We start from the raw sequence: 21,393 nt of genomic DNA on the forward strand, positions 1-21,393 counted from the left end.
GTGATGGACGATCGCTCGGAGATCGCGCGGGCGGCGGCCGAAGCGGCCGCCCGGCAAAGCTACGGCAAGCTGGTCGCATGGCTGGCGGCCCGCACGCGCGACGTCGCCGGCGCCGAGGACGCGTTGGCCGACGCCTTCGCCGCCGCGCTCGAACGCTGGCCGCGAACCGGCGTGCCGGCGCAGCCGGAAGCGTGGCTGCTGGCGGTGGCGCGCCGGCGCGACGTGGACGCCGTGCGACGTCGGCTGACCGGCGAGGCTGCCCGCGATCATCTGAAGCTGATCGCCGAGGAAATGGAGGCGCGCATGAACGGCGAGGAGCTGCCGGACGAAAGGTTGCGGCTGATGTTTGCCTGCGCCCATCCGGCGATCGAATCGAGCGTACGCGCGCCGCTGATCCTGCAGACGGTCCTCGGTTTCGACGCCGCGACAATCGCCTCGGCCTTCCTGGTTTCGCCGGCGACGATGGGCCAGCGTCTGGTGCGGGCCAAGGCGCGCATCCGCGAGACCGGGATTCCGTTTCGGGTGCCGGAGCAGGCGGAGCTGAGCGACCGGCTGGATGCCGTGCTCGAAGCGATCTACGCCACTTTCGCCGAGGGCTGGTCGGATCCGACCGGTACCGACAGCCGGCGGCGCAACCTGGCCAGCGAAGGCATCTGGCTCGGCCGGCTGGTCGCCTCGCTGATCCCGGACGAACCGGAAGCGCTCGGGCTGCTGGCGCTGATGCTTTTCGCCGAGGCGCGCCGCTCGGCGAGGCGCGGCCCGCAAGGCGGTTTCGTGCCGCTGGCAGAGCAGGACATCGCGCTTTGGGACGACATGCTGATCGACGAGGCGGAAGCCCTGCTCAGGCGGGCCGCGCAAAGGGCAATCATCGGCCGCTACCAGCTGGAGGCCGCCGTGCAGTCCGCCCATACGGCACGCCGGCGCGGCCACGGCACCGACTGGGCGGCGATCCGCCAGCTTTATGACGCGCTGCTCTCCATCGCCGGCTCGCCGGTGGTGGCGATCAACCGCGCGGTTGCGATCGCCGAAACCGAGGGCGCCGCGGCCGGACTGGCGGCGCTTTACGTGCTGGGCGACGACAACCGGCTGCAGGACTACCAGCCCTATTGGGCCGCGCGCGCCGGACTCCTGGCCAGGCTCGGCAACACGAAGCACGCGGCCCAGTCCTACGACCGGGCGATCGGCCTCGAGCGCGACCCGGCGCTGCGGCGTTTCCTGCAGGCCGAACGGGGAAAGCTCGTTCAGCACTGAGGGCGAAGCTCGCCTCAAGGGTCCTCGCGGGAAATCAGACCACAGCGGTTCCAACTATTTGTTTTTACGCAATTCCGGACGGAAAACCGTTACACACTTTTCCTGGAATTGCTCTAAGCGCCCAGCCCGTCGAACAGGATCGTCGAGAGATAGCGTTCGGCGAAGGACGGGATCACCACGACGAGGTTCTTGCCCTTGTTTTCCGGCCGCGAGCCGACGACGATCGCCGCCTGCAGCGCGGCGCCCGACGAGATGCCGACCGGCACGCCTTCGAGGCGGGCGACGAGGCGGGCATTGGCGACCGAATCCTCGTTCGAGACCCTGACGATCTCGTCGTAAATCGAGGTGTCGAGGATCTTGGGCGCGAAGCCGGCGCCGATTCCTTGAATCTTGTGCGGACCGGGCTGGCCGCCGGAAAGCACCGGCGAGGCTTCCGGCTCGACCGCCACGACATGCAGCGAGGGCTTGCGCTTCTTCAGCACCTGGCCGACGCCGGTGATTGTGCCGCCGGTGCCGATGCCGGCGACGAAGATGTCGACCTCGCCATTGGTGTCGTTCCAGATCTCCTCCGCCGTGGTGCGGCGGTGGATCTCCGGATTGGCCGGGTTCTCGAACTGCTGCGGGATGATGGCGTTGGGAAGCGTGGCGGCAAGCTCGTCGGCCTTGGCGATGGCGCCCTTCATGCCCTTCGGCCCTTCGGTCAGCACCAATTCGGCGCCGAGCAGCGCCAGCATCTTGCGGCGCTCGACCGACATGGTCTCCGGCATGGTGAGGATCAGCTTGTAGCCCTTGGCGGCGGCGGCGAAGGCCAGCGCGATGCCGGTGTTGCCCGAGGTCGGCTCGATCAGCGTGGTCTTGCCGGGCGCGATCTTGCCGGCTTCTTCCAGCGCCTCGATCATGGCGACGCCGATGCGGTCCTTGACCGAGGCGATCGGATTGAAGAATTCGAGCTTGGCCAGCACATTGGCGACGATGCCCTTCTCCCTGGCGAACTTGTCCAGCCGCACCAGCGGCGTGTCTCCGATCGTCTCGGTGATCGAGTTGAAGATGCGGCCGCGGCCGGGGACGCGCGCGGAGGTGACGGGCTTGTTCATTGGTTTCGCTCCCAAGGCAGTGGCATAGGCAAGACAGAATAGGACTTTCAGCCGCGCAAGATAGGCTGCCAGCCGACAATATCCGAGTGGGGCGGTTGCTGAAAACCACCCCACGATGGAAAACTCTCACCGGGTCCCGAAGGTCGCGATATAGCCGAAGCCTCGGCTTACTGACGAGCAGCGATCGCCGCCGCGGCCCCCATCATGAAGCCGGCGGCGGTGCGGTTGAGAATCTTCAGCGCGCGCGGCGATTTCAGGAACCAGCGCGCCTTGGCGGCCAGCGCCAGATAGGGCACCAGCACGACGAACAGAACGACGACGGTAAGCGCCACCAGGATGCCGTAGTCGGCCGGGGTGATCGTCTTCAGGTCGACAATGGTCGGCGTGATGGCAAGATAGAAGATCATCGTCTTCGGGTTGCCGAGCGTCACCGTCAGCCCGGCGATGAAGCTGGACACCAGACCACCCTTGCCCTTGCGGGCCTCGACCGTTTCGGGCGAGATGCCGCTGGTCCAGAAGCGCCAGGCGAGGAATGCAAGATAGGCGACGCCCGCCCATTTGATCGCAAGGAACACCATGCCGAAGGTCTGCGCGACGAAGGCGAGCCCGAGCACCACGGCGGTGAGGTAGGTGATGTCGCCGAGCATGAGGCCGAACGACATCGCCAGCGACGAACGGAAGCCGGAGCCGAGCGCGCGGGCGACAAGCGCCGTCACGCCGGGGCCCGGAATGGCAGCGGCGACGCCGAGGGCGGCGCTGTAAGCGAGAAATCCAGTCAGCGTCATGTTTCGAGACCTAGCGCGCGATCCCTCCGCCGGGATCGATCCTGAAGCGGCGGCTCAATATCACAAACCTCGCGCCCGGTTAATTCCCTTGCGGCAGGATTCGATTACACCAGCGGGCCGATCAGGACCGGCCGTCGCCGTATGTCACGCGCCAGATGGTGCCGTTGCCGTCCTCGGTCAGGATCAGCGCGCCGTCCTTAGCCACGGCCACGCCAACCGGCCGGCCCCAGACGGCGTCGTCCGCGATGACGAAGCCGGTGGCGAAATCCTCATATTCGCCGGTCGGCCTGCCGTCCTTGAACTTCAGCCGCACCACCTTGTAGCCGGTGCGGATATTGCGGTTCCAGGAGCCGTGCAAGGTGACGAAGGCATCGCCCTTGTAGTCGGCCGGCAAGCTGTCGCCTTCGTAGAAGGCGATGTTGAGCGGCGCCGAATGGGCCTGGATCAGCACGTCCGGAACCGTGACCTTGCCGGCGAGATCGGGCCGCGCGCCCTTGTGGCGCGGATCCTCGTTGCCGCCGATATAGTACCAGGGCCAGCCGTAGAAGGCGCCGTCCTTGACGGTGGTCGCATATTCGAACGGCACGTCGTCGCCGAGCTCGTCGCGCTCGTTGACGACGCACCAGAGCGCGCCCGTCGCCGGCTGCACGGTCATGCCCGAGCAGTTGCGCAGGCCGGTGGCGACCATCCTGCGGTTCTTGCCGTCGGGATCGAAGGCGAGCACGTCGGCGCGGCCTTCCTCCGCGCCCCAGGCGGCGCCGAGCGGCTGCGCTTTCGCCCAGTCCTCGAGGCCGCCCTTCGGCCTGGCGCCCATATCCTCGGCGATGTTGGAGCCGGAGCCGACCGACAGATAGAGCGTCTTGCCGTCGGGCGAGAACGCGATGTCGCGCGTCCAGTGGTGGCTCGACGGGATATTGGAGACGATCGTTTCGGGCCGGCCGGAAGCCTCGAGGTCGCCGTCGCGATAGGCAAAGCGAACGACGCTGTTGCTGTTGGCGACATAGACCCATTGCGGCTTGTCGCCCGGCGGATAGAAGGCGATGCCGTAGGGCCGCGTCAGACCCTTGGCGAAGACCGATTTCTCGGCTGGCTTCGCGCTGCCCTCTGCCAGGCGGAAGACGCGGATCTGGTTCGCCCTGCTGTCGGCGACGAAGAGATCGCCGTTCGGCGCCACGCGCACGACACGCGGACTGTCGAGGCCGGACGCGACGAGCCCGGCCGTAAAGCCGGGCGGGAGAGCCGGCTTCGCGCCCTCGGGGCGATCGGTGACACCGCCGCCGTTCGAGGCGGATTCGGCGACATTCGGCTGCTGGAGATCGTCCGGCCTGATGAGACGCCGGACGCCTGGCCGGTCGGCCTTCCAATCGCCGAAGGCCTTTTCGCCGGTGAGCAAGGGCTGGCCGGCCTGCTGCGCCAAGGCGCCGGGGGCCAGGAGCAGGGCAAGGGCGGCGAGGCCGGCGATCCGTATCATGCTGTTCTCCGTCAACGGCCGACGCGCCCAGTCGTGATCAGCTCACGATCGGCGCAACCAGACAGCAGATATCGGGCAGGCGTCCCAAAAGAGAAGCGCAGGCACGCAGATTTGACGGAAATTACCGCAGCTCAGCTGTCTTCGACGTCGAGATCGTCGTCGAGCTGCTTTTCCAGCGCGACCAGGTCGGCCGGCAGCGGCAGGCCCATGGCGCGCATTTCCCTGAGCTTCTCGCGCAGCTGCTCCTGCACCTCGTGCTCGTCCTTGGGCTGGTTCACCATTTCCTCGAGCAGCAGGCTGATCTGGGCCTTGAACGATTCCAGCGCCATTTCCACCCTCCTTGCGGCGATCCCCGCCCGCTCCCGGTCAGCTCAGCATGCGCGAAATCAATTGGGCAGTATAGTCGACCATCGGCACGATGCGGGCATAATTCAACCGCGTCGGGCCGATGACGCCGAGCGCGCCGACGACGCGCGCGTCCTTGTCGCGATAGGGCGCGACCACGAGCGACGAGCCGGACAGCGAGAACAGCTTGTTCTCCGAGCCGATGAAGATGCGCACGCCGGACCCTTGCTCGGCAAGGTCGAGAAGCTGCAGCAGCCCGTCCTGTGTTTCCAGGTCCTCGAACAGATGGCGCAGCAATTCGAGGTCGGCCTGGGCGGTGACGTTCTCCAGGAGATTGGCGCGGCCGCGCACGATGAGGCGCGCCGGCAGGCCGCTTTCGGCCCCAGCCCAGACCGCGAGGCCCTTCTCGACCAGATCCTGCGACAGCGTGTCGAGGGCCGCCCTGGTCTCGTCCTTGATGCGGGCGATCTCGATGCGGGCCTCCGCGAGCGTTCGGCCGCGGATATGGGCGTTGAGGAAGTTCGAGGCCTCGTGCAGCTGCGAAACGGTGATGCCGGCCGGCAGGTCGATCACCCGGTTCTCGACATCGCCGCCCTGCGACACCAGGACGGCGAGCGCCTTGGTGGGTTCGAGCTGGATGAACTCGATGTGCTTGAGCGCCACCTCGTTCTTGGCGGCGAGCACCAGGCCGGCGCCGCGCGACATGCCCGACAGCATCTGGCTGGCCTCGGTCAGCACATGCTCCAGCGTCGCGCCCGAGCCCGAGGCGCGCACCTGCGCCTCGATGCCGCGGCGCTCGTCGTCGGACAGATCGCCGAGCTCCATGAAGGCGTCGACGAAGAAGCGCAGCCCGGTCTGGGTCGGCAGGCGGCCAGCCGAGATGTGCGGCGCGTAGATCAGGCCGAGATGCTCGAGATCGCTCATCACATTGCGGATAGTGGCCGGCGACAGCGACGAGGGCAGGATGCGCGACAGGCTGCGCGAGCCGACCGGCTCGCCGTCGCGCAGATAGGAATCGACGATCCGCCGGAAAATGTCGCGCGAGCGCATGTCGAGCGACTGCAGCACGGGCGAAGCGGGATCGACTGCCTTGTTCATTCCGGCGAGGAACCTCCTGTTGAAAGATATAGACTTAAGCCCACCCGGCGCAACCCGGTGCCCCGTTTGCGGTTACCCGGCCCGTTTTCCCCGGCGCCGCCCCTTTTCCTTTGCGCCATGCGCCGCATGCGTCTACAAGCCGGCCACGATTCCAAAACCATAGGAAAGAAGGCCGAATGCGCCCCTCCAAACGCCAGCCCGACGAAATGCGCGCCATCTCCTTCGAGCGCGGCGTCTCCAAGCACGCCGAAGGCTCCTGCCTGGTGAAGTTCGGCGACACGCATGTCTTGTGCACGGCAAGTCTGGAGGAAAAGGTGCCGGCCTGGATGCGCAATTCCGGCAAGGGCTGGGTGACGGCCGAATACGGCATGCTGCCGCGCTCGACCGGCGAGCGCATGCGGCGCGAGGCCTCGACCGGCAAGCAGGGCGGCCGCACGCTGGAGATCCAGCGGCTGATCGGCCGCTCCTTGCGCGCTGTTGTCGACCTGCAAGCGCTGGGCGAGCAGCAGATCACCGTCGACTGCGATGTCATCCAGGCCGACGGCGGCACCCGCACCGCCTCGATCACCGGCGGCTGGGTGGCGCTCTACGATTGCCTGCGCTGGATGGAAGCGCGCCAGATGGCCAGCGTCTCCAAGGTGCTGAGGGACCATGTCGCCGCGATCTCCTGCGGCATCCATGACGGCCAGCCGGTCATCGACCTCGACTATCTGGAGGATTCCTCGGCCGGCACCGACGCCAATTTCGTCATGACCGGCAAGGGCGGCATCGTCGAGATCCAGGGCACGGCCGAGGGCGAGCCTTTCTCGGAAGAGCAGTTTTCGGCGCTGATGGCGCTCGCCAAGAAGGGCATTTCGCGGCTGGTGAGCTTGCAGCAGATGGCTGTCGCATAGGTATTCATGAAACCTTCCGCCATCCTCGAATCGGCCCTCTACGTCACCGATCTGACCGCGGCGGAAGCATTTTATCGCGACGTCATCGGCCTCGAGGCGTTGGGCAAGGTCGAAGGCCGCCACGTCTTCTTCCGCTGCGGCAGCGGCGTGCTGCTCATCTTCAACGCCGAGGCGACGAAAATTCCGCCGGCGCCCGACGCCAGACTAAAGGTGCCGCCGCACGGCACGGTCGGTGAAGGCCATCTCTGCTTCACGGCGAGCGCCGAGGAGATCGCCCGGTGGCGCAAGCATCTGGCGGCAAGAAACATCGCCATCGAAAGCGATTTCGAATGGCCGCAGGGCGGCCATTCGATCTATATCCGCGACCCATCGGGCAATTCGATCGAGTTCGCCGAGCCAAGGATCTGGGGCCTGTGATGCATTCCTTGAACGGACAAAAGATCGTCGTCGCCAGCCACAATGAGGGCAAGCTGCGCGAATTCGCCGACCTGATGGCGCCGTTCGGCTTCGAGGCGAAATCGGCCAAGGACTACGGCCTGCCGGAGCCCGACGAGACCGGCACGACCTTCGAGGAGAACGCCTATATCAAGGCATACTCCGCCGCCAAGGCGACCGGCCTGCCGGCGCTGTCGGACGATTCCGGGCTCTGCGTCGACGCGCTTGACGGCGCGCCTGGCGTCTACACCGCCAACTGGGCCGAGACGGCGGACGGCGCACGCGATTTCGGCATGGCCATGCAGCGCACCGAGGTGGCGCTTCAGGAAGTCGGCGCGACCGAGCCGGCGCAGCGCACTGGCCGCTTCGTCGCCGTCATCTGCCTCGCCTTCCCTGACGGCGAGGCCGAATATTACCGCGGCGAGGCCGAAGGCACGCTGGTGTGGCCGCCGCGCGGCACACTCGGCTTCGGCTACGATCCGGTGTTCCTGCCCAACGGCTTCGACAAGACGTTCGGCGAGATGAGCGCGGAGCAGAAGCATGGCTGGAAGCCCGGCCAGGCGACGGCGCTTTCGCACCGCGCCTGCGCCTTCCAGAAGTTCGCGCAAGCCCGATTGGATTTGGCCCGCCTGGACCTGGCGCGGCTCGACGCAAGATGATCGGCACCGGCCAGACCATGCCGCTCGACCGCAGCCCCGGCTTCGGCGTCTATATCCATTGGCCGTTCTGCGCGGCCAAATGCCCTTATTGCGACTTCAACAGCCATGTCCGCCACCAGCCGGTCGACCAGGAGCGTTTTGCGCGCGCCTTCGAGACGGAGCTTGCGACCATGCGCGCCCGCACCGGGCCGCGCGAGGTGACCAGCATTTTTCTGGGCGGCGGCACGCCGTCGCTGATGAAGCCGGAAACCGTCGCCGCGGTGCTGGAGGCCGTGGCGAGGAACTGGACGGTGCCGGCCGGCATCGAGGTGACGCTGGAGGCGAACCCTTCCTCGGTCGAGGCCGGGCGCTTCCGCGGCTATCGCGCCGCCGGCGTCGACCGCGTGTCGCTCGGCGTGCAGGCGCTGAACGACAAGGACCTGCGCTTTCTCGGCCGGCTGCACAATGTCGAGGAGGCGCTGCACGCGATCGGCCTGGCGCGCGAAATCTTTCCGCGGCTCTCCTTTGATCTCATCTATGCGCGGCCGGGCCAGACGCCCGAGGCCTGGGCTTCGGAGCTCGAAGAGGCGATCGGCCACGCCGCCGACCACCTGTCGCTTTACCAGCTCACCATCGAGGAAGGCACGCCCTTCCATGCGCTGCACGCGGCGCGGAAGTTCGTCATCCCGAACAATGACCAGGCCGCCGACCTCTATGCGCTGACGCAGGAAGTGACGGCGGCGCATGGCCTGCCGGCCTATGAGATCTCCAACCACGCGCGGCCGGGCGCGGAGAGCCGGCACAATCTGACCTACTGGCGCTACGGCGAATATGTCGGCGTCGGGCCGGGCGCGCATGGCCGCTTCGTCGATAACGGCCGCCGTACCGTGACGATCGTGGAAAAGATGCCGGAAACCTGGCTCAACCTGGTCGAGGCCAAGGGCCACGGCGTCACCGGTGGTGAAGTTCTCACCCGCGCGGAAGAGGCCGACGAGTTCCTGCTGATGGGGCTGAGACTTGCCGAGGGCATCGACCTTGCCCGCTACGAGACGTTTGCAGGGCGCAGCCTGTCGAGCGACAGGCTTTCGGTGCTGCAGGAGGAAGGGCTGGTGGCGCCGGTCGGCAATGCACGGCTGCGCGCCACTACGGCCGGCATGATCGTTCTGGATGCGGTGGTGGCGGATTTGGCCAGGTAGAACCGACCTGGCGCTACTGAACAACGAACCAATGGAGAGCGTTCCCGGCCATCAAGGCCGTGACGCACAGGTCTCCTATGATCTGGACAAGAACTGTGACCCAGATGGGGTTCCAATTGCGGGTGGCCGACGCGAGAGCCGAACGGTATGGGGCAATATTGTTGTCTTCCACACTGTCCAGTCGGTGTGCAACAGCAACTCGCATTTCGTTAATGAGTGACATGCTCCGCCGCAAAAGAGCCAGTTCTCCCAGGGCAAACGCCCAAAATCCGGCCAAGAATATCGGTGCGGAAATTTCCGTCATCTGATGCGATAGAGCCAATGCCAACGAGCCAAGTACTGTCGCAGTGTAGAAGGCCCAAAGCTGATATGTTCCTGCCGTTTGACTATTCAGATGCGCAATCGCATCGGACAGCTTGAACTCGCTCGCTGCAATGGGCGCTTGCGGCAGCATCGAAATTCTCCCGGGGCAAGACTTATGATAAGCGCGCTCCGATCATAGCTTGAGCGATTCCGGTTTCAAGATCGAAGCTAGAGGACAACTAGACCGCTTTGCGCAATTCTTGCACGCTCCCGAAAATAAGAATGGCCACCATATCTTGAAGAACGTCCTCTTCGTTTGCAGCCAGAACCGCCTGCGCAGCCCGACCGCCGAACAGGTGTTTTCCAGGCGTCGCGACATCGAGGTCGAATCTGCCGGCACCAATCACGATGCAGACAACCCGCTGACGCATGAGCTGGTGGCCTGGGCCGACATCATCTTCGTGATGGAAAAGGCGCATCGCGCCAAGCTGCAGAAGAAATTCCGGGCGAGCCTGAAAGGGGCCCGGGTCATCTGCCTCGATATCCCGGACGACTATGCGTTCATGGACCCCGAGTTGGTGCGGCTGCTGGAGGCGAAGGTGCCGCGATATCTCTGAAGGCTGTGGCGATCCCCAGCGCGTTCGTCATTCTCGGGCTTGACCCGAGAATCCATGCCGCGACCTGTGTGAAGGGCGTGGCGGTGCAGGATCTGCACCGCTGGCAGAACGTCGATGTAACGGCATGGATTCCAGGGTCCGCGCGCGTCGCTTCGCTCCTTGCTCCGCCCTGGAATGACGAAGCGCGAGATGGCGAAGGTTGCTGGTTATTCTAAGCGTCGTGCTTCTGGCGGTGCTTGCCGCGGTGCTTCTCGCCATGCGCCTCGCCGTTGCGGACCGGCTTCTGGTCGGTCTTGTCGCGGCGGCTGCCTTGCTGGGCGGCGATCGGATGTGGGGGAATGCCCTCGCGGGCGGTTTTGCTTTCAAGTCGGCTGATAAAAATATCGAAGCGATTGGGCATCGTCCGGTCCTGCCTCCTCCGGGGAATCAGGGATTAAATCGACCGCCGCCGGTTTCGTTCCTCACTGTGGCGAAGGCATGGCGATTTCCTTGCCCCGACTTCACGTTTTGCAACCGGCCGTGAGCCATGCCAAACAGACTTTGTTTTTTCGCAATTCCGGACGGAAAACCGCTACGCACTTTTCCTGGAATTGCTTGGGCGGAGGGTTATTCTTGACCGGCGACAAACGCAGCTACGTGATCGGGCAGACCGAGATTCCGGCCCGGCCTCTCGCGCCTGCGCTCTATCTGGTGGCGACGCCGATCGGCAATCTGGCCGATATCACGCTGCGCGCGCTGGAGACGCTGGCCAGCGCCGACATCGTCGCCTGCGAGGACACGCGCGTCTCGCGCGTGCTGCTCGAACGCTACGGCATCCGCCGCCGGACCACGGCCTATCACGAGCACAATGCCGCCGAGGCCGGACCGAAGCTGATCGAGGCGTTGGCGGCCGGGCAGAGCGTGGCGCTGATCTCGGATGCCGGCACGCCTTTGGTCTCCGATCCCGGCTACCGGCTGGTCGGCGAAGCGCTGGAGCGCGGCATTCGCGTCGTGCCGGTGCCGGGGCCGTCGGCCGCGCTCGCGGCGCTGACCGCCTCCGGCCTGCCTTCGGACGCCTTCCTGTTCGCCGGTTTCTTACCTGCGAAAGCTGGCCAGCGGCTGACGAAGCTCGAAAGCTTCAGGCAGGTACCGGCGACGCTGATCTTCTTCGAGTCGCCGCGGCGCCTGGCCGAAACGCTCGGCGCCATGGTCGAGGCGCTCGGCGGCGCGCGCAAGGCTGCGATCGGCCGCGAACTGACCAAGGCCTTCGAGGAGATGCGGACGGGCACGCTCGGCGCGCTCGCCGATCACTACGCGGCCGCAGACACGCCGAAGGGCGAGATCGTCATCTGCGTCGGCCCGGCAGAGGCCACGGCGGACCAGCCGGCCGATATCGACCGGTTGCTGTTGTCTTTAGCCGCCGAAATGCCTGCCTCCAAGGCGGCGGCGGAAGCGGCGAAAATGACCGGCGGCCAGAAGCAGGCGCTTTACCGGCGGCTGCTCGAGCTCAAGGACAGACCATGATCCCGAACCGCAGGTCCGCGTCAGCGAAAAGTGGAAGCCGGTTTTTGCATTCGCTGACCTTCGGTTCGGAAAAGATCATGGTCAAACAAAGAGAAGACGGCGATGGCTGAACGCACCGTCGGCCACCGGCGAAAAGCCTATCGGCGCGGCCATCGCGGCGAATGGCTGGCGGCGCTGGCGCTGATGCTGAAGGGCTACCGCATCCTTGCCCGCCGTCACCGCACCAAGCTCGGCGAGATCGACCTGATCGTCCGGCGCGGCGACCTCGTGCTGTTCGTCGAGGTCAAGGCGCGCCGCACGCTGATGGAGGCGATGGAGGCGATCGCCCACGCCTCGGAACGACGTATCGAAGGCGCGGCCGACCTCTGGCTGTCGCGCCAGCCGGATTACGGCCGGCTTTCAATACGTTTCGACATGGTGGCGGTGCTGCCCTGGCGCTGGCCGGTGCATGTCGAGAATGCGTTTTATGGAAGGAACTGAGGGGTTTTACCCTCCCCTTGCGGGGAGGGTCGGCGAGCAACCGACGCGAAGCGTCGGTGGCTAACCGGGGCGGGGGTATGGCGCCGCCCCACCCGATCCGCTCTGCGGATCGACCCTCCCCACAAGGGGGAGGGTAAGGCTCAGCCCCAGATCATCAGCGCCACCAATCCGAGCCCGCCGACCACAAGCCGCCACCAGCCAAACAGCGAGTAGCCCTTGCGCGAGACATAATCGAGCAGGAAGCGCACCACGATCAGGGCGCTGACGAAGGCGGCGACGAAGCCGACGGCGATGATCGGCAGGTCGGCCGAGGTCAGCACGTTGCGGTTCTTGAAGAGGTCGTAGGCGAAGGCGCCGACCATGGTCGGCATGGCGAGGAAGAAGGAAAACTCCGCCGCCGCGCGCTTGTCGACGCCCAAAAGCAGCGCGCCGACGATGGTCGAGCCGGAGCGCGAAGTGCCGGGGATCAGCGACAGGCACTGGAACAGGCCGATCTGCAGGTAGAGCCTGGTCGGGAAACGCTCGACGTCGCGGTAGACCGGCTTCAAATTCATGCGGTCGACAGCGAGCAGCACGACGCCGCCGATGATCAGCATGATGCAGATCAGGCGCGGCGATTCGAACAGGAAGGTCTTGATGAAATCATGCGCCAGCGCGCCGATGACCGCCGCCGGCAGGAAGGCGATCAGGATGCCGATGACGAAATGCCGGGTCAGCCGGTCATGCGGCAGCTCGAGCAGCATTTTCCAGAGGCGGCGGAAATAGACGCTGAGGATCGCCAGGATCGCGCCGAGCTGGATCAGGATCTCGAAAGCCTTGCCGGTGGAATGGAAGCCGAGGAAGTGGCCGGCGAGCAGGATATGGCCGGTCGAGGAGACCGGGATGAATTCGGTCAGGCCCTCCAGCAGCCCAAGCAGCAGCGCTTCGACGATGGTCTGGCTTTCCATTGGCAACCTCTGCTTTCGTGTGACGGCTACGGGAAGGGCTTGCTTGTCATGGCGCGGAAGTGCCCCTATAGGTCGCAACACATGACATCCCCTGGAATCGGGCGGCCAAGACTTACCGGCGCCGGAAACGATTCGCCAGTGCGCCCTATCATCGCGGAACCATGCTGACGCTTTTCCACCATCCGATGTTCGCCACCTGCCGGTTCGTGCGCCTCGCCTTCGGCGAGTATGGCGAGGAACTGGCGCTGATCGAAGAGAAGCCCTGGACGCGGCGCAAGGAGTTCCTGGCGCTGAACCCGGCCGGCACGCTGCCGATCCTGCTGGCCGAAGGCGACGTGCCGATCGTCGGCGCCATGGTGATCGCCGAATATCTCGACGAGACTCGCGGGGTGCTCAAGCGCGACAAGCGGCTGTTCGCCGAAGACCCGATGCAGCGCGCCGAGATCCGCCGGCTGACCGACTGGTATCTCAGCAAGGCCGAAAGCGAGGTCACCCGCCACCTGGTGCGCGAGCGGGTGCTGAAGCCGGTCATGCCGGAGACGGCGGGCGGCGGCTCGCCCGATTCGGCGGCGATCCGCGCCGCGCGCGCCAACATCCGCCAGCACATGAAATACACCAACTGGCTGGCCGGCACGCGCCATTGGCTGGCCGGCAACAAGGTGACCTATGCCGACCTCGCCGCGGCGGCGACGCTTTCGGTGCTCGACTATCTCGGCGAGATCGACTGGCGCGAGCATGCCGCCGCGCGCGAATGGTATACTCGCGTCAAATCACGGCCGTCGTTCCGGCCGCTGCTCACCGACCGGGTGCGCGGCCTGTCGCCGGTATCGCACTATGCGGACCTCGACTTCTGATAGAACCCGACTGCGCGCGCTGATCGACGCGGAGGCGCGCCGCGCCGGCTTCGAGGCGATCGCGGTGACCAGGCCGGACGCGATCCCGCTGGCGCCGGCGCGCCTGGCGGAATTCGTCGCCGACGGTTTTCATGGCTCGATGGACTGGATCGCCGAGACGGTTCTGCGCCGCGCCCAGCCCTCGACGCTGTGGCCTGAGGTGCGCTCGATCATCGTCCTGGCCATGAACTACGGTCCCGACCGCGACCCGCGCGATGTCCTCGAAAAACGCGATCGCGGCGCGATCTCGGTCTATGCGCAAAACCGCGACTATCACGACGTGATGAAGGGCCGGCTGAAGGAGATCGCCGGCAAGATCGTGGCGCGGGCGGGAGGCGACGTCAAAGTCTTCGTCGATACGGCGCCGGTGATGGAAAAGCCGCTTGCCGAAGCCGCCGGGCTCGGCTGGCAGGGCAAGCACACCAATCTGGTGAGCCGCGCGCATGGCTCGTGGCTGTTCCTCGGCACCATCTTCACGACGGCCGAGCTCGAGCCGGACAAGGCGGAAATCGACCATTGCGGCTCCTGCCGCGCCTGCCTCGACGTCTGCCCGACCGATGCCTTCCCGGCGCCTTACCGGCTCGATGCGCGGCGCTGCATTTCCTACCTGACCATCGAGAACAAGGGGCCGATCCCAGTCGAATTCCGCGAGAAGATCGGCAATCGCATCTATGGCTGCGACGATTGCCTCGCCGTCTGTCCCTGGAACAAATTTGCGAGCGCCGCTGCTGAGGCGAAGCTTGCCGCGCGCGACGACCTGCGCGAGCCGCCGCTGTCGAAGCTTTTGCTCCTCGACGGCGCGGCGTTCCGCGCCTTCTTCTCCGGCTCGCCCATCAAGCGCATCGGCCGCGACCGCTTTGTCCGCAACGTGCTCATCGCCGCCGGCAACTCCGGCGATGCTTCGCTGACGCCGATCGTGCGCGGCCTGCTCGACGATAGCTCGCCGCTGGTGCGGGGTGCGGCAGTATGGGCGCTATCGCGACTGATGCCCGCGCGCGATTTTGCGGCGCGCGCCGCAGCGGCCTTGCAGACCGAAGGCGACGCAACGGTGCGCGACGAATGGTTCTTGGTGCTGTCTGATCCCACAAAGGATCATTGAAAGAGTTCATCGATGGGCGAAAGACGCTTCTTCATCTTCGGCGCCGGCTATTCCGGCAAGGCCTTTGCGCGCGCCAACGAGCTCGGCGCGCCGATCGCTGGAACGACACGCTCGCCGGACAAGTTCGAGGCGCTGCGGCAGACGGGCACCGAGCCGCTGCGCTTCGACGGTTCGCTGACGCCCGAGATCAGCGATGCGCTCCGGCAGACCACGCATCTCATCGTCTCGGTCGCGCCTGACGAAGCGGGCGATCCGGTGCTCGCCGCCGCGGGCGGGACGATCCGGGCAAACATGCCGGCGCTGGAATGGATCGGCTACCTTTCCACCGTCGGCGTCTATGGCGACCATGACGGCGCCTGGGTGGATGAGAGCGCCGACTGCAAACCGGTGTCGAAGCGCTCGGTGATGCGGGTGGCGGCCGAACAGGAATGGCTGGCTCTTGGCCGGGAAATCGGAAAACCGGTGGCAATCCTGCGGCTTTCCGGTATTTACGGCCCGGGCCGCAACGCCCTGGTCAATCTCGAAGACGGCACCGCGCGGCGGCTGGTCAAGCAGGATCAGGTCTTCAACCGCATCCATTGCGACGACATCGCGGGCGCGCTCTGGCACCTGGCCGGGAAAAATCTCGGCGGCATCTTCAACGTCACCGACGACGAGCCGGCGCCGCCGCAGGATGTCGTCGCCTATGCCGCCGAACTGATGGGCGTCGAGCCGCCGCCGGAAATTCCTTTCGAGACCGCCCAACTTTCGCCCATGGCGCGTTCCTTCTATGGCGAGAACAAGCGCGTCGCCAACAAAGCGATCAAGACGGCCGGCTACAGCTTCCGCTTCCCGACCTATCGGGTGGCGCTGGAGCGGATGTGGGCCGACGGCAACTGGCGGGACGGAGAGCCGCGCAGCCCGATGAAACGCTCGTGATCGAAGCGAGGCGCGCGACATGGTATGATTCGCGCCTGAAGCATATCGCCGATGTTGCGTCGCGCCGCTGGAGAGGGGACCCGACCTGATGATGTTGCGATCGCTGCCCGACAGGAAGCCGTTCCTGACCGCCGCGCTTGCGCTGGTGACGTTGGCCGCGCTGGCCGCGGCCGCAATCTCGGCCGAACCGCGCGCAAAAGACCTGTTCGGCGCCAAGAAGCTGCCGGCGGTGGCGCCGGCGCAATCCTTCGGCTTCTACTCCAAGGGCTGCTTCACCGGCGGCGTCGCCCTGCCGATGGACGGCCCGGCCTGGGAGGTGATGCGCCCGTCGCGCAACCGCCGCTGGGGCCATCCGGCTATGGTCGCGCTGATCGAGAAGCTCGCAAGAGATGCCCAGGCGGACGGCTGGCCGGGGCTTCTGGTCGGCGACGTCTCGCAGCCGCGCGGCGGGCCGATGATGATCGGCCATGCCTCGCATCAGATCGGCCTCGACGCCGACATCTGGCTGACGCCGATGCCGAGGCGGCCGCTGACGTTTGCCGAACGCGAGACCATGAGCGCGACGCTGATGGTCGACGAGAAGACGCATCTGGTGAAGGAGGCGTTGTGGACGCCGGCGCATACGCGGCTGCTGAAGCGCGCGGCAAGCTATCCGGAGGTCGAGCGCATCCTGGTCAATCCGGGCATCAAGAAGAGGCTTTGCGACACCGTCACCGGCGACCGCTCCTGGCTGCGCAAGATCCGCCCGTTCTGGGGCCACGACTATCATTTCCACATGCGCATCGGCTGCCAGCCGGGCTCGCCCGGCTGCAAGGCGCAGGAGGCGACGCCGGACGACGACGGCTGCGGCAAGCCGCTGGCCTGGTGGTTCACCGAGGAGCCGTGGCGCCCGAACAAGAACCCGGATGCGCCGAAGGCCCGCGACCTGATGACGATGGCCAATTTGCCGAGGGAATGCCAGGCGGTGCTCGCCGCGGCGGACGCGCCTTCGCTGGAGGCCGTGACCTATCATGGCGGCAGCGCGGCGGCGGTCGCGGTGGCCGAACCGCCTGCGGCCGAACCGGCCGAGACGATTTCCGACGCCGCGCTTCCCGCGGCGGCAAGCGCCTTCGCACCGACACCGAAAATCGGCATTCCGCTGCCGCGGCCGAGACCGGGGAACTGAGGCCAGGGCGTTCGTCGGCCCGGCCAATTGTCGAAGTTGGCGCCGCCCCTCATTGCCATGCCGGCATTTCTCCCCGCAAACGGCAGGGCAATTGCATATGGCGCGCCCCCTCTCCGTCTCGGCTTCGCCGAGCCGCCTCTTCCCCGCTTCGTGGGGGCGAGGAACCCAAGCGTTTCAAGGCCGCGCCCTCGGCGATTGGCTTTCCTCGCCCCCGCGAAACGGGGGAGAGGTGGCCGCGAAGCGGCCGGAGAGGGGGCTGGCGCCGACATATGCGATTGCCCTGGAACTGGCGCCAACCGGCTTTCCCTTTGCAAGCCCATGCGCTAGTTCAACCAACAGACAGGCGGCCGGAACGGGACGAGCAAAGAGCATGGCAGGCGAAGACGACACAGCGCTGCGGTTTCCGGTCCTGATCGGCGACATCGGCGGCACCAATGCACGCTTCTCGATCGTGCTCGACGCCAATTCGGAAGCGACCGAGCCGCAGATCGTCCAGACGGCCAATTTCAGGACCATCGATGAGGCGATCCAGGCGGCGGTGCTCGACCGCTCGTCGGTCCAGCCGCATTCGGCGGTGCTGGCGGTGGCCGGGCCGGTCGACGGCGACGAGATCCGGCTCACCAACTGCCCCTGGGTGGTCAAGCCGCACCAGATGTTTGCCAATCTGGGCTTGAGCGAGATCGTCGTGCTCAACGATTTCGAGGCGCAGGCGCTTGCCGTCGTGGCGCTCGGCGAGGAGCATATGGAAAAGATCGGCGGCGGCACGCCCGAACCGAGCGCGGGGCGGGTCGTGCTCGGCCCCGGAACCGGGCTCGGCGTCGCCGGGCTGATCTACGCGCTTCGCCACTGGATACCGGTGCCGGGCGAGGGCGGGCATATGGACATCGGCCCGCGCACGCCGCGCGACTTCGAGGTGTTCCCGCATATCGAGAAGCTCGAAGGCCGCATCTCCGGCGAGCAGATCCTGTGCGGCCGCGGGCTGGTCAACCTCTATCGCGCTGTCGCCAAGGCCGACGCCAAGGCGGCACCCTTCACCACGCCGGCCGAGATCACCGCGACCGCGCTCGCCAAATCCGATCCGGTGGCTGAGGAAGCCCTGGAACTGTTCGTCACCTGCCTTGGCCGCACCGCCGGCGACCTGGCGCTGGTGTTCATGAGCCGCGGCGGCGTGTTCTTGACCGGCGGCATCGCGCAGAAGATCGTGCCGGCGCTGAAAGCCGGCAATTTCCGCGCCGCCTTCGAGGACAAGGCGCCGCACAGCGCGCTGATGCGGGCCATGCCGGTCTATGTGATCACCCACCCGCTGGCCGCGCTTCTCGGGCTGGCCGCCTATGCCAGGACCCCGTCGCTGTTCGGCGTCCAGACCGCGGGACGGCACTGGCGGGCGTGATCTTTCACGTCTTTCGGACCGCAACCGGGGGACACGTCGTGAACCGCGACGAAGTTTCGCCATAGGCAAGCTGCGACGAGGACGCTAAGAGGGGTGCCGAGTTGCAGCCATGCTGCGAAGCCGAACGAAAATCACGGAACAAATCCCGATTTGAACCAGTCGCTTCAACATCAAGCGAAGCCCTCGCCGGGCGAAACCTGGGCGATCCTGCGCCGCATCATCGCCGAGAACGGCCGCGAATACCGCTGGTCCTATGTCGTCGCCATCTCCTGCTCGCTGGTCGTTTCGGCCACGACGGCCTTCGCCGCCTGGATCATGAGCCCGGTGGTCAACCAGATCTTCTACGATCGGCGCGGCGATCTGATCTTTGCGATCTGCGCCGGCATCATGGCATCCTTCGTGCTGCGCGGGCTTGCCACCTATGGCCAGGCGGTGACGCTGTCCAAGATCGGCAACAATCTGGTGGCCCGCTACCAGCGCCGCATCTTCGACCATCTGATGAGGCTCGGCGTCGGCTTCTTCACCGACACGCGTTCCGGGCAGCTCGCGGCGCGGGTCAACGAGAACATCAACGGCATCCGTGACCTGCTGTCGATGACGCTGACCTCGATCGCGCGCGATGCGGTGTCGCTGGTCGGCCTGATCGGCGTCATGATCTATCAGGATCCGCTGCTGTCGCTTTCCTCGCTGCTGATCGGACCGCCGCTGATCTGGGCCGTCGTCTATCTGCAGCGCCGCGTGCGCCGCATCTCGCGCGAATCCGTGCAGATCAACTCGCGGCTGATCGGCGCCATGCAGGAAGCGACGCAGGGCATCGCCATCGTGAAGGCCTTCACGATGGAGGAGGAGCTGTCGCGCCGCATCGGCAAGCTTTCCGAAAGCGCCGAGCAGCGGGGCAACAAGATCGCGCGCGTGTCGGAGCGGCTGACGCCGATTTCCGATTTGCTGGCCGGCCTCGCCGTTACTGGCGTGATCGCCTATTCCGGCTACCGGGCGCTGGTGCTCGGGCAGCCGCCGGGAGCGGTCTTTTCCTTCATCACCGCGCTGATCCTTGCCTACGATCCGGCAAGGCGCCTGGCGCGCACGCAGGTCGGCATGGAGCGTTCGCTGGTCAACGCGCGCATGATCTACGAGCTGCTCGACCTCGAGCCGCAGCAGGGCGACGCGCCCGGCGCGGTCGAAGCCAGGATCACCAGCGGCGAAGTGCGCTTCGACAATGTCACCTTCGGCTACGCCGAGGACATGCCGGTGCTGAGGAACCTGAGCTTCACCGCCGCCGCCGGCAAGGTGACGGCGATCGTCGGCGCCTCCGGCGCCGGCAAGTCGACGCTGGTGGCGCTGCTGCAGCGCTTCTACGATGTCGATAGCGGCAGCATCGAAGTCGACGGCCAGGACATTGCCAAGGTGACCAAGCAGTCGCTGCGCGGCTCGATCGCCTATGTCTCGCAGGCGCCCTATCTGTTCGAAGGCACGATCCGCGACAACATCCGCTATGGCCGGCTGTCGGCCAGCGACGCCGAGATCGAGCAAGCGGCCAGCCAGGCCGCCGCCGACGAATTCATCCGCCAGCAGCCGCAAGGCTACGACACGCCGGTCGGCGAGAACGGCGTGACGCTGTCCGGCGGCCAGCGCCAGCGCGTCTCGATCGCCCGGGCCATCGTGCGCCAGGCGCCGATCCTTCTGCTCGACGAGGCGACCTCGGCGCTCGACAACGAGGCGGAAGCCCGCGTCCAGGAAGCGCTGACCCATGTCATGCAAGGGCGCACCACCATCGTGATCGCGCACCGGCTGTCGACGGTGGTCAATGCCGACCACATCATCGTGCTGGAAGAAGGCCGGCTGGTCGAGGAAGGTACGCATGCCTCGCTGATGGCCGACCCGCACAGCGTCTATGCCCGCTTCCACCGGGTGCAGGGCAAGAAGGGGCTGGGGCTTGTCGATGACGCCAAGGCAAGCCAGACTTCGGGCCAAACTCCGTTGCCGCGCACACGCGCAAAGAAGGCCGTCGGGAGAAGCGCATGAGCGAAACGGGCGATATGGGCCTGGTGGTGGTCGGCGCCGCCGGCCGGATGGGCCAGACGCTGATCCGCGCCATCCACACGATCCCCGGCGCGCGCGTCGCCGGTGCTGTCGAGCGGCCGGGTTCGCCGTATCTCGGCAAGGATGCCGGCGAGCTCGCCGGCATCGGCATCATCAACGTGCCGATCGTCGACGACCCGCTGCCGGCCTTCGCCAAGGCGGACGGCGTGCTCGACTTCACCGCGCCCAGGGCGAGCGTTGAATTCGCCGGCTACGCCGCGCAGGCGCGCATCGTCCATATCATCGGCACGACCGGCTGCTCGGCCGACGACGACGCGAAGATCGCGGCGGCGGCCCGCCATGCGACAATCGTCAAATCCGGCAATATGAGCCTCGGCGTCAATCTTCTGGCGGTGCTGGTGGAACAGGCGGCACGCGCGCTCGAGCCGCAAGATTTCGACATCGAGATCCTGGAGATGCATCACAAGCACAAGGTCGACGCCCCCTCCGGCACGGCGCTGCTGCTCGGCGAGGCGGCGGCGAAGGGCAGGGAGATCGCGCTCGAGGACAACAGCGTGCGGGTGCGCGACGGCCACACCGGCGTGCGCAAGCCCGGCACGATCGGTTTCGCAACGTTGCGCGGCGGTTCGGTGGTCGGCGAGCACAGCGTCATCATCGCCGGCACCGGCGAGCGCATCACGCTCTCGCACCAGGCCGAAGACCGGGCGATCTTTGCCCGCGGCGCGGTCAAGGCGGCGCTCTGGGCGCGCGGCAGGAAACCCGGACTTTATTCCATGCGGGACGTGCTCGGCCTGAGCTGAGCACCCCAAAATCTTGACTTTACGCAATTCCG

23 protein-coding genes are annotated in these 21,393 nt (G+C 66.3%); 15 read left to right on the plus strand and 8 right to left on the minus strand.

All coding sequences use genetic code 11. The annotated features are described in order from the left end of the window. Positions 1–3 precede the first annotated feature (3 nt). The gene (locus EJ067_RS16540; protein WP_126086693.1) at positions 4–1,251 is read left to right on the plus strand and encodes a DUF6596 domain-containing protein; all 1,248 of its coding nucleotides are present in this window, start codon (positions 4–6) and stop codon (positions 1,249–1,251) included. Positions 1,252–1,364: 113 nt separating this feature from the next. On the opposite strand, the gene cysK is transcribed toward EJ067_RS16540, so the two are convergent. The 5 genes from cysK to hrcA all read right to left on the minus strand — a co-directional run bounded on the left by cysK (position 1,365) and on the right by hrcA (position 6,044). Continuing rightward, the gene (gene cysK / locus EJ067_RS16545; RefSeq protein ID WP_126086694.1) at positions 1,365–2,345 is read right to left on the minus strand and encodes a cysteine synthase A; all 981 of its coding nucleotides are present in this window, start codon (positions 2,343–2,345) and stop codon (positions 1,365–1,367) included. A gap of 167 nt (positions 2,346–2,512) precedes the next feature. Further along, positions 2,513–3,130 carry a LysE family translocator gene (locus EJ067_RS16550; protein WP_126086695.1) on the minus strand — a complete coding sequence of 206 codons (618 nt, stop codon included), beginning with the start codon at positions 3,128–3,130 and terminating at the stop codon, positions 2,513–2,515. 121 nt (positions 3,131–3,251) lie between these two features. Then, entirely contained in the window at positions 3,252–4,601 is a 1,350-nt protein-coding gene (locus tag EJ067_RS16555; RefSeq protein WP_126086696.1) for a sorbosone dehydrogenase family protein, read from the minus strand. Between the two features lie 131 nt (positions 4,602–4,732). Then, positions 4,733–4,930 (minus strand): hypothetical protein, encoded by a 198-nt coding sequence (locus EJ067_RS16560; protein ID WP_126086697.1) that lies wholly within the window; start codon positions 4,928–4,930, stop codon positions 4,733–4,735. 37 nt (positions 4,931–4,967) lie between these two features. After that, the gene (hrcA, locus tag EJ067_RS16565; protein WP_126086698.1) at positions 4,968–6,044 is read right to left on the minus strand and encodes a heat-inducible transcriptional repressor HrcA; all 1,077 of its coding nucleotides are present in this window, start codon (positions 6,042–6,044) and stop codon (positions 4,968–4,970) included. A gap of 176 nt (positions 6,045–6,220) precedes the next feature. On the opposite strand from hrcA, the gene rph reads away from it, so the two are divergent. From rph to hemW, 4 genes are read left to right on the plus strand one after another with little or no spacing between them, the layout of a single operon-like run. Beyond that, a complete protein-coding gene (gene rph, locus EJ067_RS16570; RefSeq protein ID WP_126086699.1) occupies positions 6,221–6,937 on the plus strand; it encodes a ribonuclease PH in 717 nt (238 codons plus the stop codon). A gap of 6 nt (positions 6,938–6,943) precedes the next feature. Then, a complete protein-coding gene (locus tag EJ067_RS16575; protein WP_126086700.1) occupies positions 6,944–7,354 on the plus strand; it encodes a VOC family protein in 411 nt (136 codons plus the stop codon). Further along, positions 7,354–8,031, plus strand: a complete 678-nt coding sequence (gene rdgB, locus EJ067_RS16580) for an RdgB/HAM1 family non-canonical purine NTP pyrophosphatase (protein ID WP_126086701.1) — start codon at positions 7,354–7,356, stop codon at positions 8,029–8,031. Before EJ067_RS16575 ends, rdgB begins: the two co-directional genes overlap by 1 nt. Then, entirely contained in the window at positions 8,028–9,206 is a 1,179-nt protein-coding gene (gene hemW, locus EJ067_RS16585; protein ID WP_126086702.1) for a radical SAM family heme chaperone HemW, read from the plus strand. Before rdgB ends, hemW begins: the two co-directional genes overlap by 4 nt. A 13-nt stretch (positions 9,207–9,219) precedes the next feature. Here hemW and EJ067_RS16590 read toward each other — a convergent pair whose 3' ends face one another. Then, positions 9,220–9,660, minus strand: coding sequence for a hypothetical protein (locus EJ067_RS16590; RefSeq protein WP_126086703.1), 441 nt, complete (start codon positions 9,658–9,660; stop codon positions 9,220–9,222). Between the two features lie 145 nt (positions 9,661–9,805). Here EJ067_RS16590 and EJ067_RS16595 point away from each other — a divergent pair, with 145 nt between their 5' ends. Beyond that, positions 9,806–10,126, plus strand: a complete 321-nt coding sequence (locus EJ067_RS16595; protein ID WP_126086704.1) for a low molecular weight protein tyrosine phosphatase family protein — start codon at positions 9,806–9,808, stop codon at positions 10,124–10,126. 211 nt (positions 10,127–10,337) lie between these two features. Here EJ067_RS16595 and EJ067_RS16600 read toward each other — a convergent pair whose 3' ends face one another. After that, entirely contained in the window at positions 10,338–10,526 is a 189-nt protein-coding gene (locus tag EJ067_RS16600) for a hypothetical protein (RefSeq protein WP_126086705.1), read from the minus strand. A 212-nt stretch (positions 10,527–10,738) separates the two neighbouring features. Between EJ067_RS16600 and rsmI the strand changes: the two genes are divergently transcribed. Further along, positions 10,739–11,629: a 16S rRNA (cytidine(1402)-2'-O)-methyltransferase gene (gene rsmI / locus EJ067_RS16605; protein ID WP_189510650.1), complete on the plus strand. Its 891-nt coding sequence runs from the start codon at positions 10,739–10,741 to the stop codon at positions 11,627–11,629. 102 nt (positions 11,630–11,731) lie between these two features. Continuing rightward, on the plus strand, positions 11,732–12,109 hold the full coding sequence (locus tag EJ067_RS16610) for a YraN family protein (RefSeq protein WP_126086707.1): 378 nt from the start codon (positions 11,732–11,734) through the stop codon (positions 12,107–12,109). Positions 12,110–12,249: 140 nt separating this feature from the next. Here EJ067_RS16610 and EJ067_RS16615 read toward each other — a convergent pair whose 3' ends face one another. Beyond that, positions 12,250–13,056, minus strand: a complete 807-nt coding sequence (locus tag EJ067_RS16615; protein WP_126086708.1) for an undecaprenyl-diphosphate phosphatase — start codon at positions 13,054–13,056, stop codon at positions 12,250–12,252. Between the two features lie 161 nt (positions 13,057–13,217). Here EJ067_RS16615 and EJ067_RS16620 point away from each other — a divergent pair, with 161 nt between their 5' ends. From EJ067_RS16620 to dapB, 7 genes are all read left to right on the plus strand, one after another. After that, positions 13,218–13,910: a glutathione S-transferase family protein gene (locus tag EJ067_RS16620; RefSeq protein WP_126086709.1), complete on the plus strand. Its 693-nt coding sequence runs from the start codon at positions 13,218–13,220 to the stop codon at positions 13,908–13,910. Next, complete coding sequence (queG, locus tag EJ067_RS16625; protein ID WP_126086710.1) at positions 13,891–15,048, plus strand: tRNA epoxyqueuosine(34) reductase QueG; 1,158 nt, start codon at positions 13,891–13,893, stop codon at positions 15,046–15,048. The genes EJ067_RS16620 and queG overlap by 20 nt, the downstream gene beginning before the upstream one ends. Positions 15,049–15,060: 12 nt before the next feature. Further along, positions 15,061–15,966, plus strand: coding sequence for an SDR family oxidoreductase (locus tag EJ067_RS16630; RefSeq protein WP_126086711.1), 906 nt, complete (start codon positions 15,061–15,063; stop codon positions 15,964–15,966). An 88-nt stretch (positions 15,967–16,054) separates the two neighbouring features. Next, positions 16,055–17,131 carry a penicillin-insensitive murein endopeptidase gene (gene mepA / locus EJ067_RS16635; RefSeq protein WP_126086712.1) on the plus strand — a complete coding sequence of 359 codons (1,077 nt, stop codon included), beginning with the start codon at positions 16,055–16,057 and terminating at the stop codon, positions 17,129–17,131. Between the two features lie 370 nt (positions 17,132–17,501). Then, positions 17,502–18,521 (plus strand): glucokinase, encoded by a 1,020-nt coding sequence (locus EJ067_RS16640; RefSeq protein ID WP_126086713.1) that lies wholly within the window; start codon positions 17,502–17,504, stop codon positions 18,519–18,521. Positions 18,522–18,671: 150 nt separating this feature from the next. Continuing rightward, a complete protein-coding gene (locus EJ067_RS16645; protein WP_126086714.1) occupies positions 18,672–20,543 on the plus strand; it encodes an ABC transporter ATP-binding protein in 1,872 nt (623 codons plus the stop codon). Next, complete coding sequence (dapB, locus tag EJ067_RS16650; RefSeq protein WP_126086715.1) at positions 20,540–21,361, plus strand: 4-hydroxy-tetrahydrodipicolinate reductase; 822 nt, start codon at positions 20,540–20,542, stop codon at positions 21,359–21,361. Before EJ067_RS16645 ends, dapB begins: the two co-directional genes overlap by 4 nt. Positions 21,362–21,393 lie beyond the last annotated feature (32 nt).

The sequence above is a fragment of the Mesorhizobium sp. M1D.F.Ca.ET.043.01.1.1 genome (assembly GCF_003952385.1).
GTDB lineage: Bacteria > Pseudomonadota > Alphaproteobacteria > Rhizobiales > Rhizobiaceae > Mesorhizobium.

Excerpts from the sequence above, each read along its gene's own strand:
- EJ067_RS16590 (WP_126086703.1), bottom strand. The coding sequence starts at position 9,660 with ATGCTGCCGCAAGCGCCCATTGCAGCGAGCGAGTTCAAGCTGTCCGAT.
- EJ067_RS16540 (WP_126086693.1), top strand. The coding sequence starts at position 4 with ATGGACGATCGCTCGGAGATCGCGCGGGCGGCGGCCGAAGCGGCCGCC.
- EJ067_RS16620 (WP_126086709.1), top strand. The coding sequence starts at position 13,218 with ATGCTGACGCTTTTCCACCATCCGATGTTCGCCACCTGCCGGTTCGTG.
- mepA (WP_126086712.1), top strand. The coding sequence starts at position 16,055 with ATGATGTTGCGATCGCTGCCCGACAGGAAGCCGTTCCTGACCGCCGCG.
- queG (WP_126086710.1), top strand. The coding sequence starts at position 13,891 with ATGCGGACCTCGACTTCTGATAGAACCCGACTGCGCGCGCTGATCGAC.
- dapB (WP_126086715.1), top strand. The coding sequence starts at position 20,540 with ATGAGCGAAACGGGCGATATGGGCCTGGTGGTGGTCGGCGCCGCCGGC.
- EJ067_RS16640 (WP_126086713.1), top strand. The coding sequence starts at position 17,502 with ATGGCAGGCGAAGACGACACAGCGCTGCGGTTTCCGGTCCTGATCGGC.
- EJ067_RS16610 (WP_126086707.1), top strand. The coding sequence starts at position 11,732 with ATGGCTGAACGCACCGTCGGCCACCGGCGAAAAGCCTATCGGCGCGGC.
- EJ067_RS16575 (WP_126086700.1), top strand. The coding sequence starts at position 6,944 with ATGAAACCTTCCGCCATCCTCGAATCGGCCCTCTACGTCACCGATCTG.
- EJ067_RS16555 (WP_126086696.1), bottom strand. The coding sequence starts at position 4,601 with ATGATACGGATCGCCGGCCTCGCCGCCCTTGCCCTGCTCCTGGCCCCC.
- hemW (WP_126086702.1), top strand. The coding sequence starts at position 8,028 with ATGATCGGCACCGGCCAGACCATGCCGCTCGACCGCAGCCCCGGCTTC.
- EJ067_RS16560 (WP_126086697.1), bottom strand. The coding sequence starts at position 4,930 with ATGGCGCTGGAATCGTTCAAGGCCCAGATCAGCCTGCTGCTCGAGGAA.
- cysK (WP_126086694.1), bottom strand. The coding sequence starts at position 2,345 with ATGAACAAGCCCGTCACCTCCGCGCGCGTCCCCGGCCGCGGCCGCATC.
- hrcA (WP_126086698.1), bottom strand. The coding sequence starts at position 6,044 with ATGAACAAGGCAGTCGATCCCGCTTCGCCCGTGCTGCAGTCGCTCGAC.
- EJ067_RS16630 (WP_126086711.1), top strand. The coding sequence starts at position 15,061 with ATGGGCGAAAGACGCTTCTTCATCTTCGGCGCCGGCTATTCCGGCAAG.
- EJ067_RS16615 (WP_126086708.1), bottom strand. The coding sequence starts at position 13,056 with ATGGAAAGCCAGACCATCGTCGAAGCGCTGCTGCTTGGGCTGCTGGAG.
- rdgB (WP_126086701.1), top strand. The coding sequence starts at position 7,354 with ATGCATTCCTTGAACGGACAAAAGATCGTCGTCGCCAGCCACAATGAG.
- rph (WP_126086699.1), top strand. The coding sequence starts at position 6,221 with ATGCGCCCCTCCAAACGCCAGCCCGACGAAATGCGCGCCATCTCCTTC.
- EJ067_RS16600 (WP_126086705.1), bottom strand. The coding sequence starts at position 10,526 with ATGCCCAATCGCTTCGATATTTTTATCAGCCGACTTGAAAGCAAAACC.
- EJ067_RS16550 (WP_126086695.1), bottom strand. The coding sequence starts at position 3,130 with ATGACGCTGACTGGATTTCTCGCTTACAGCGCCGCCCTCGGCGTCGCC.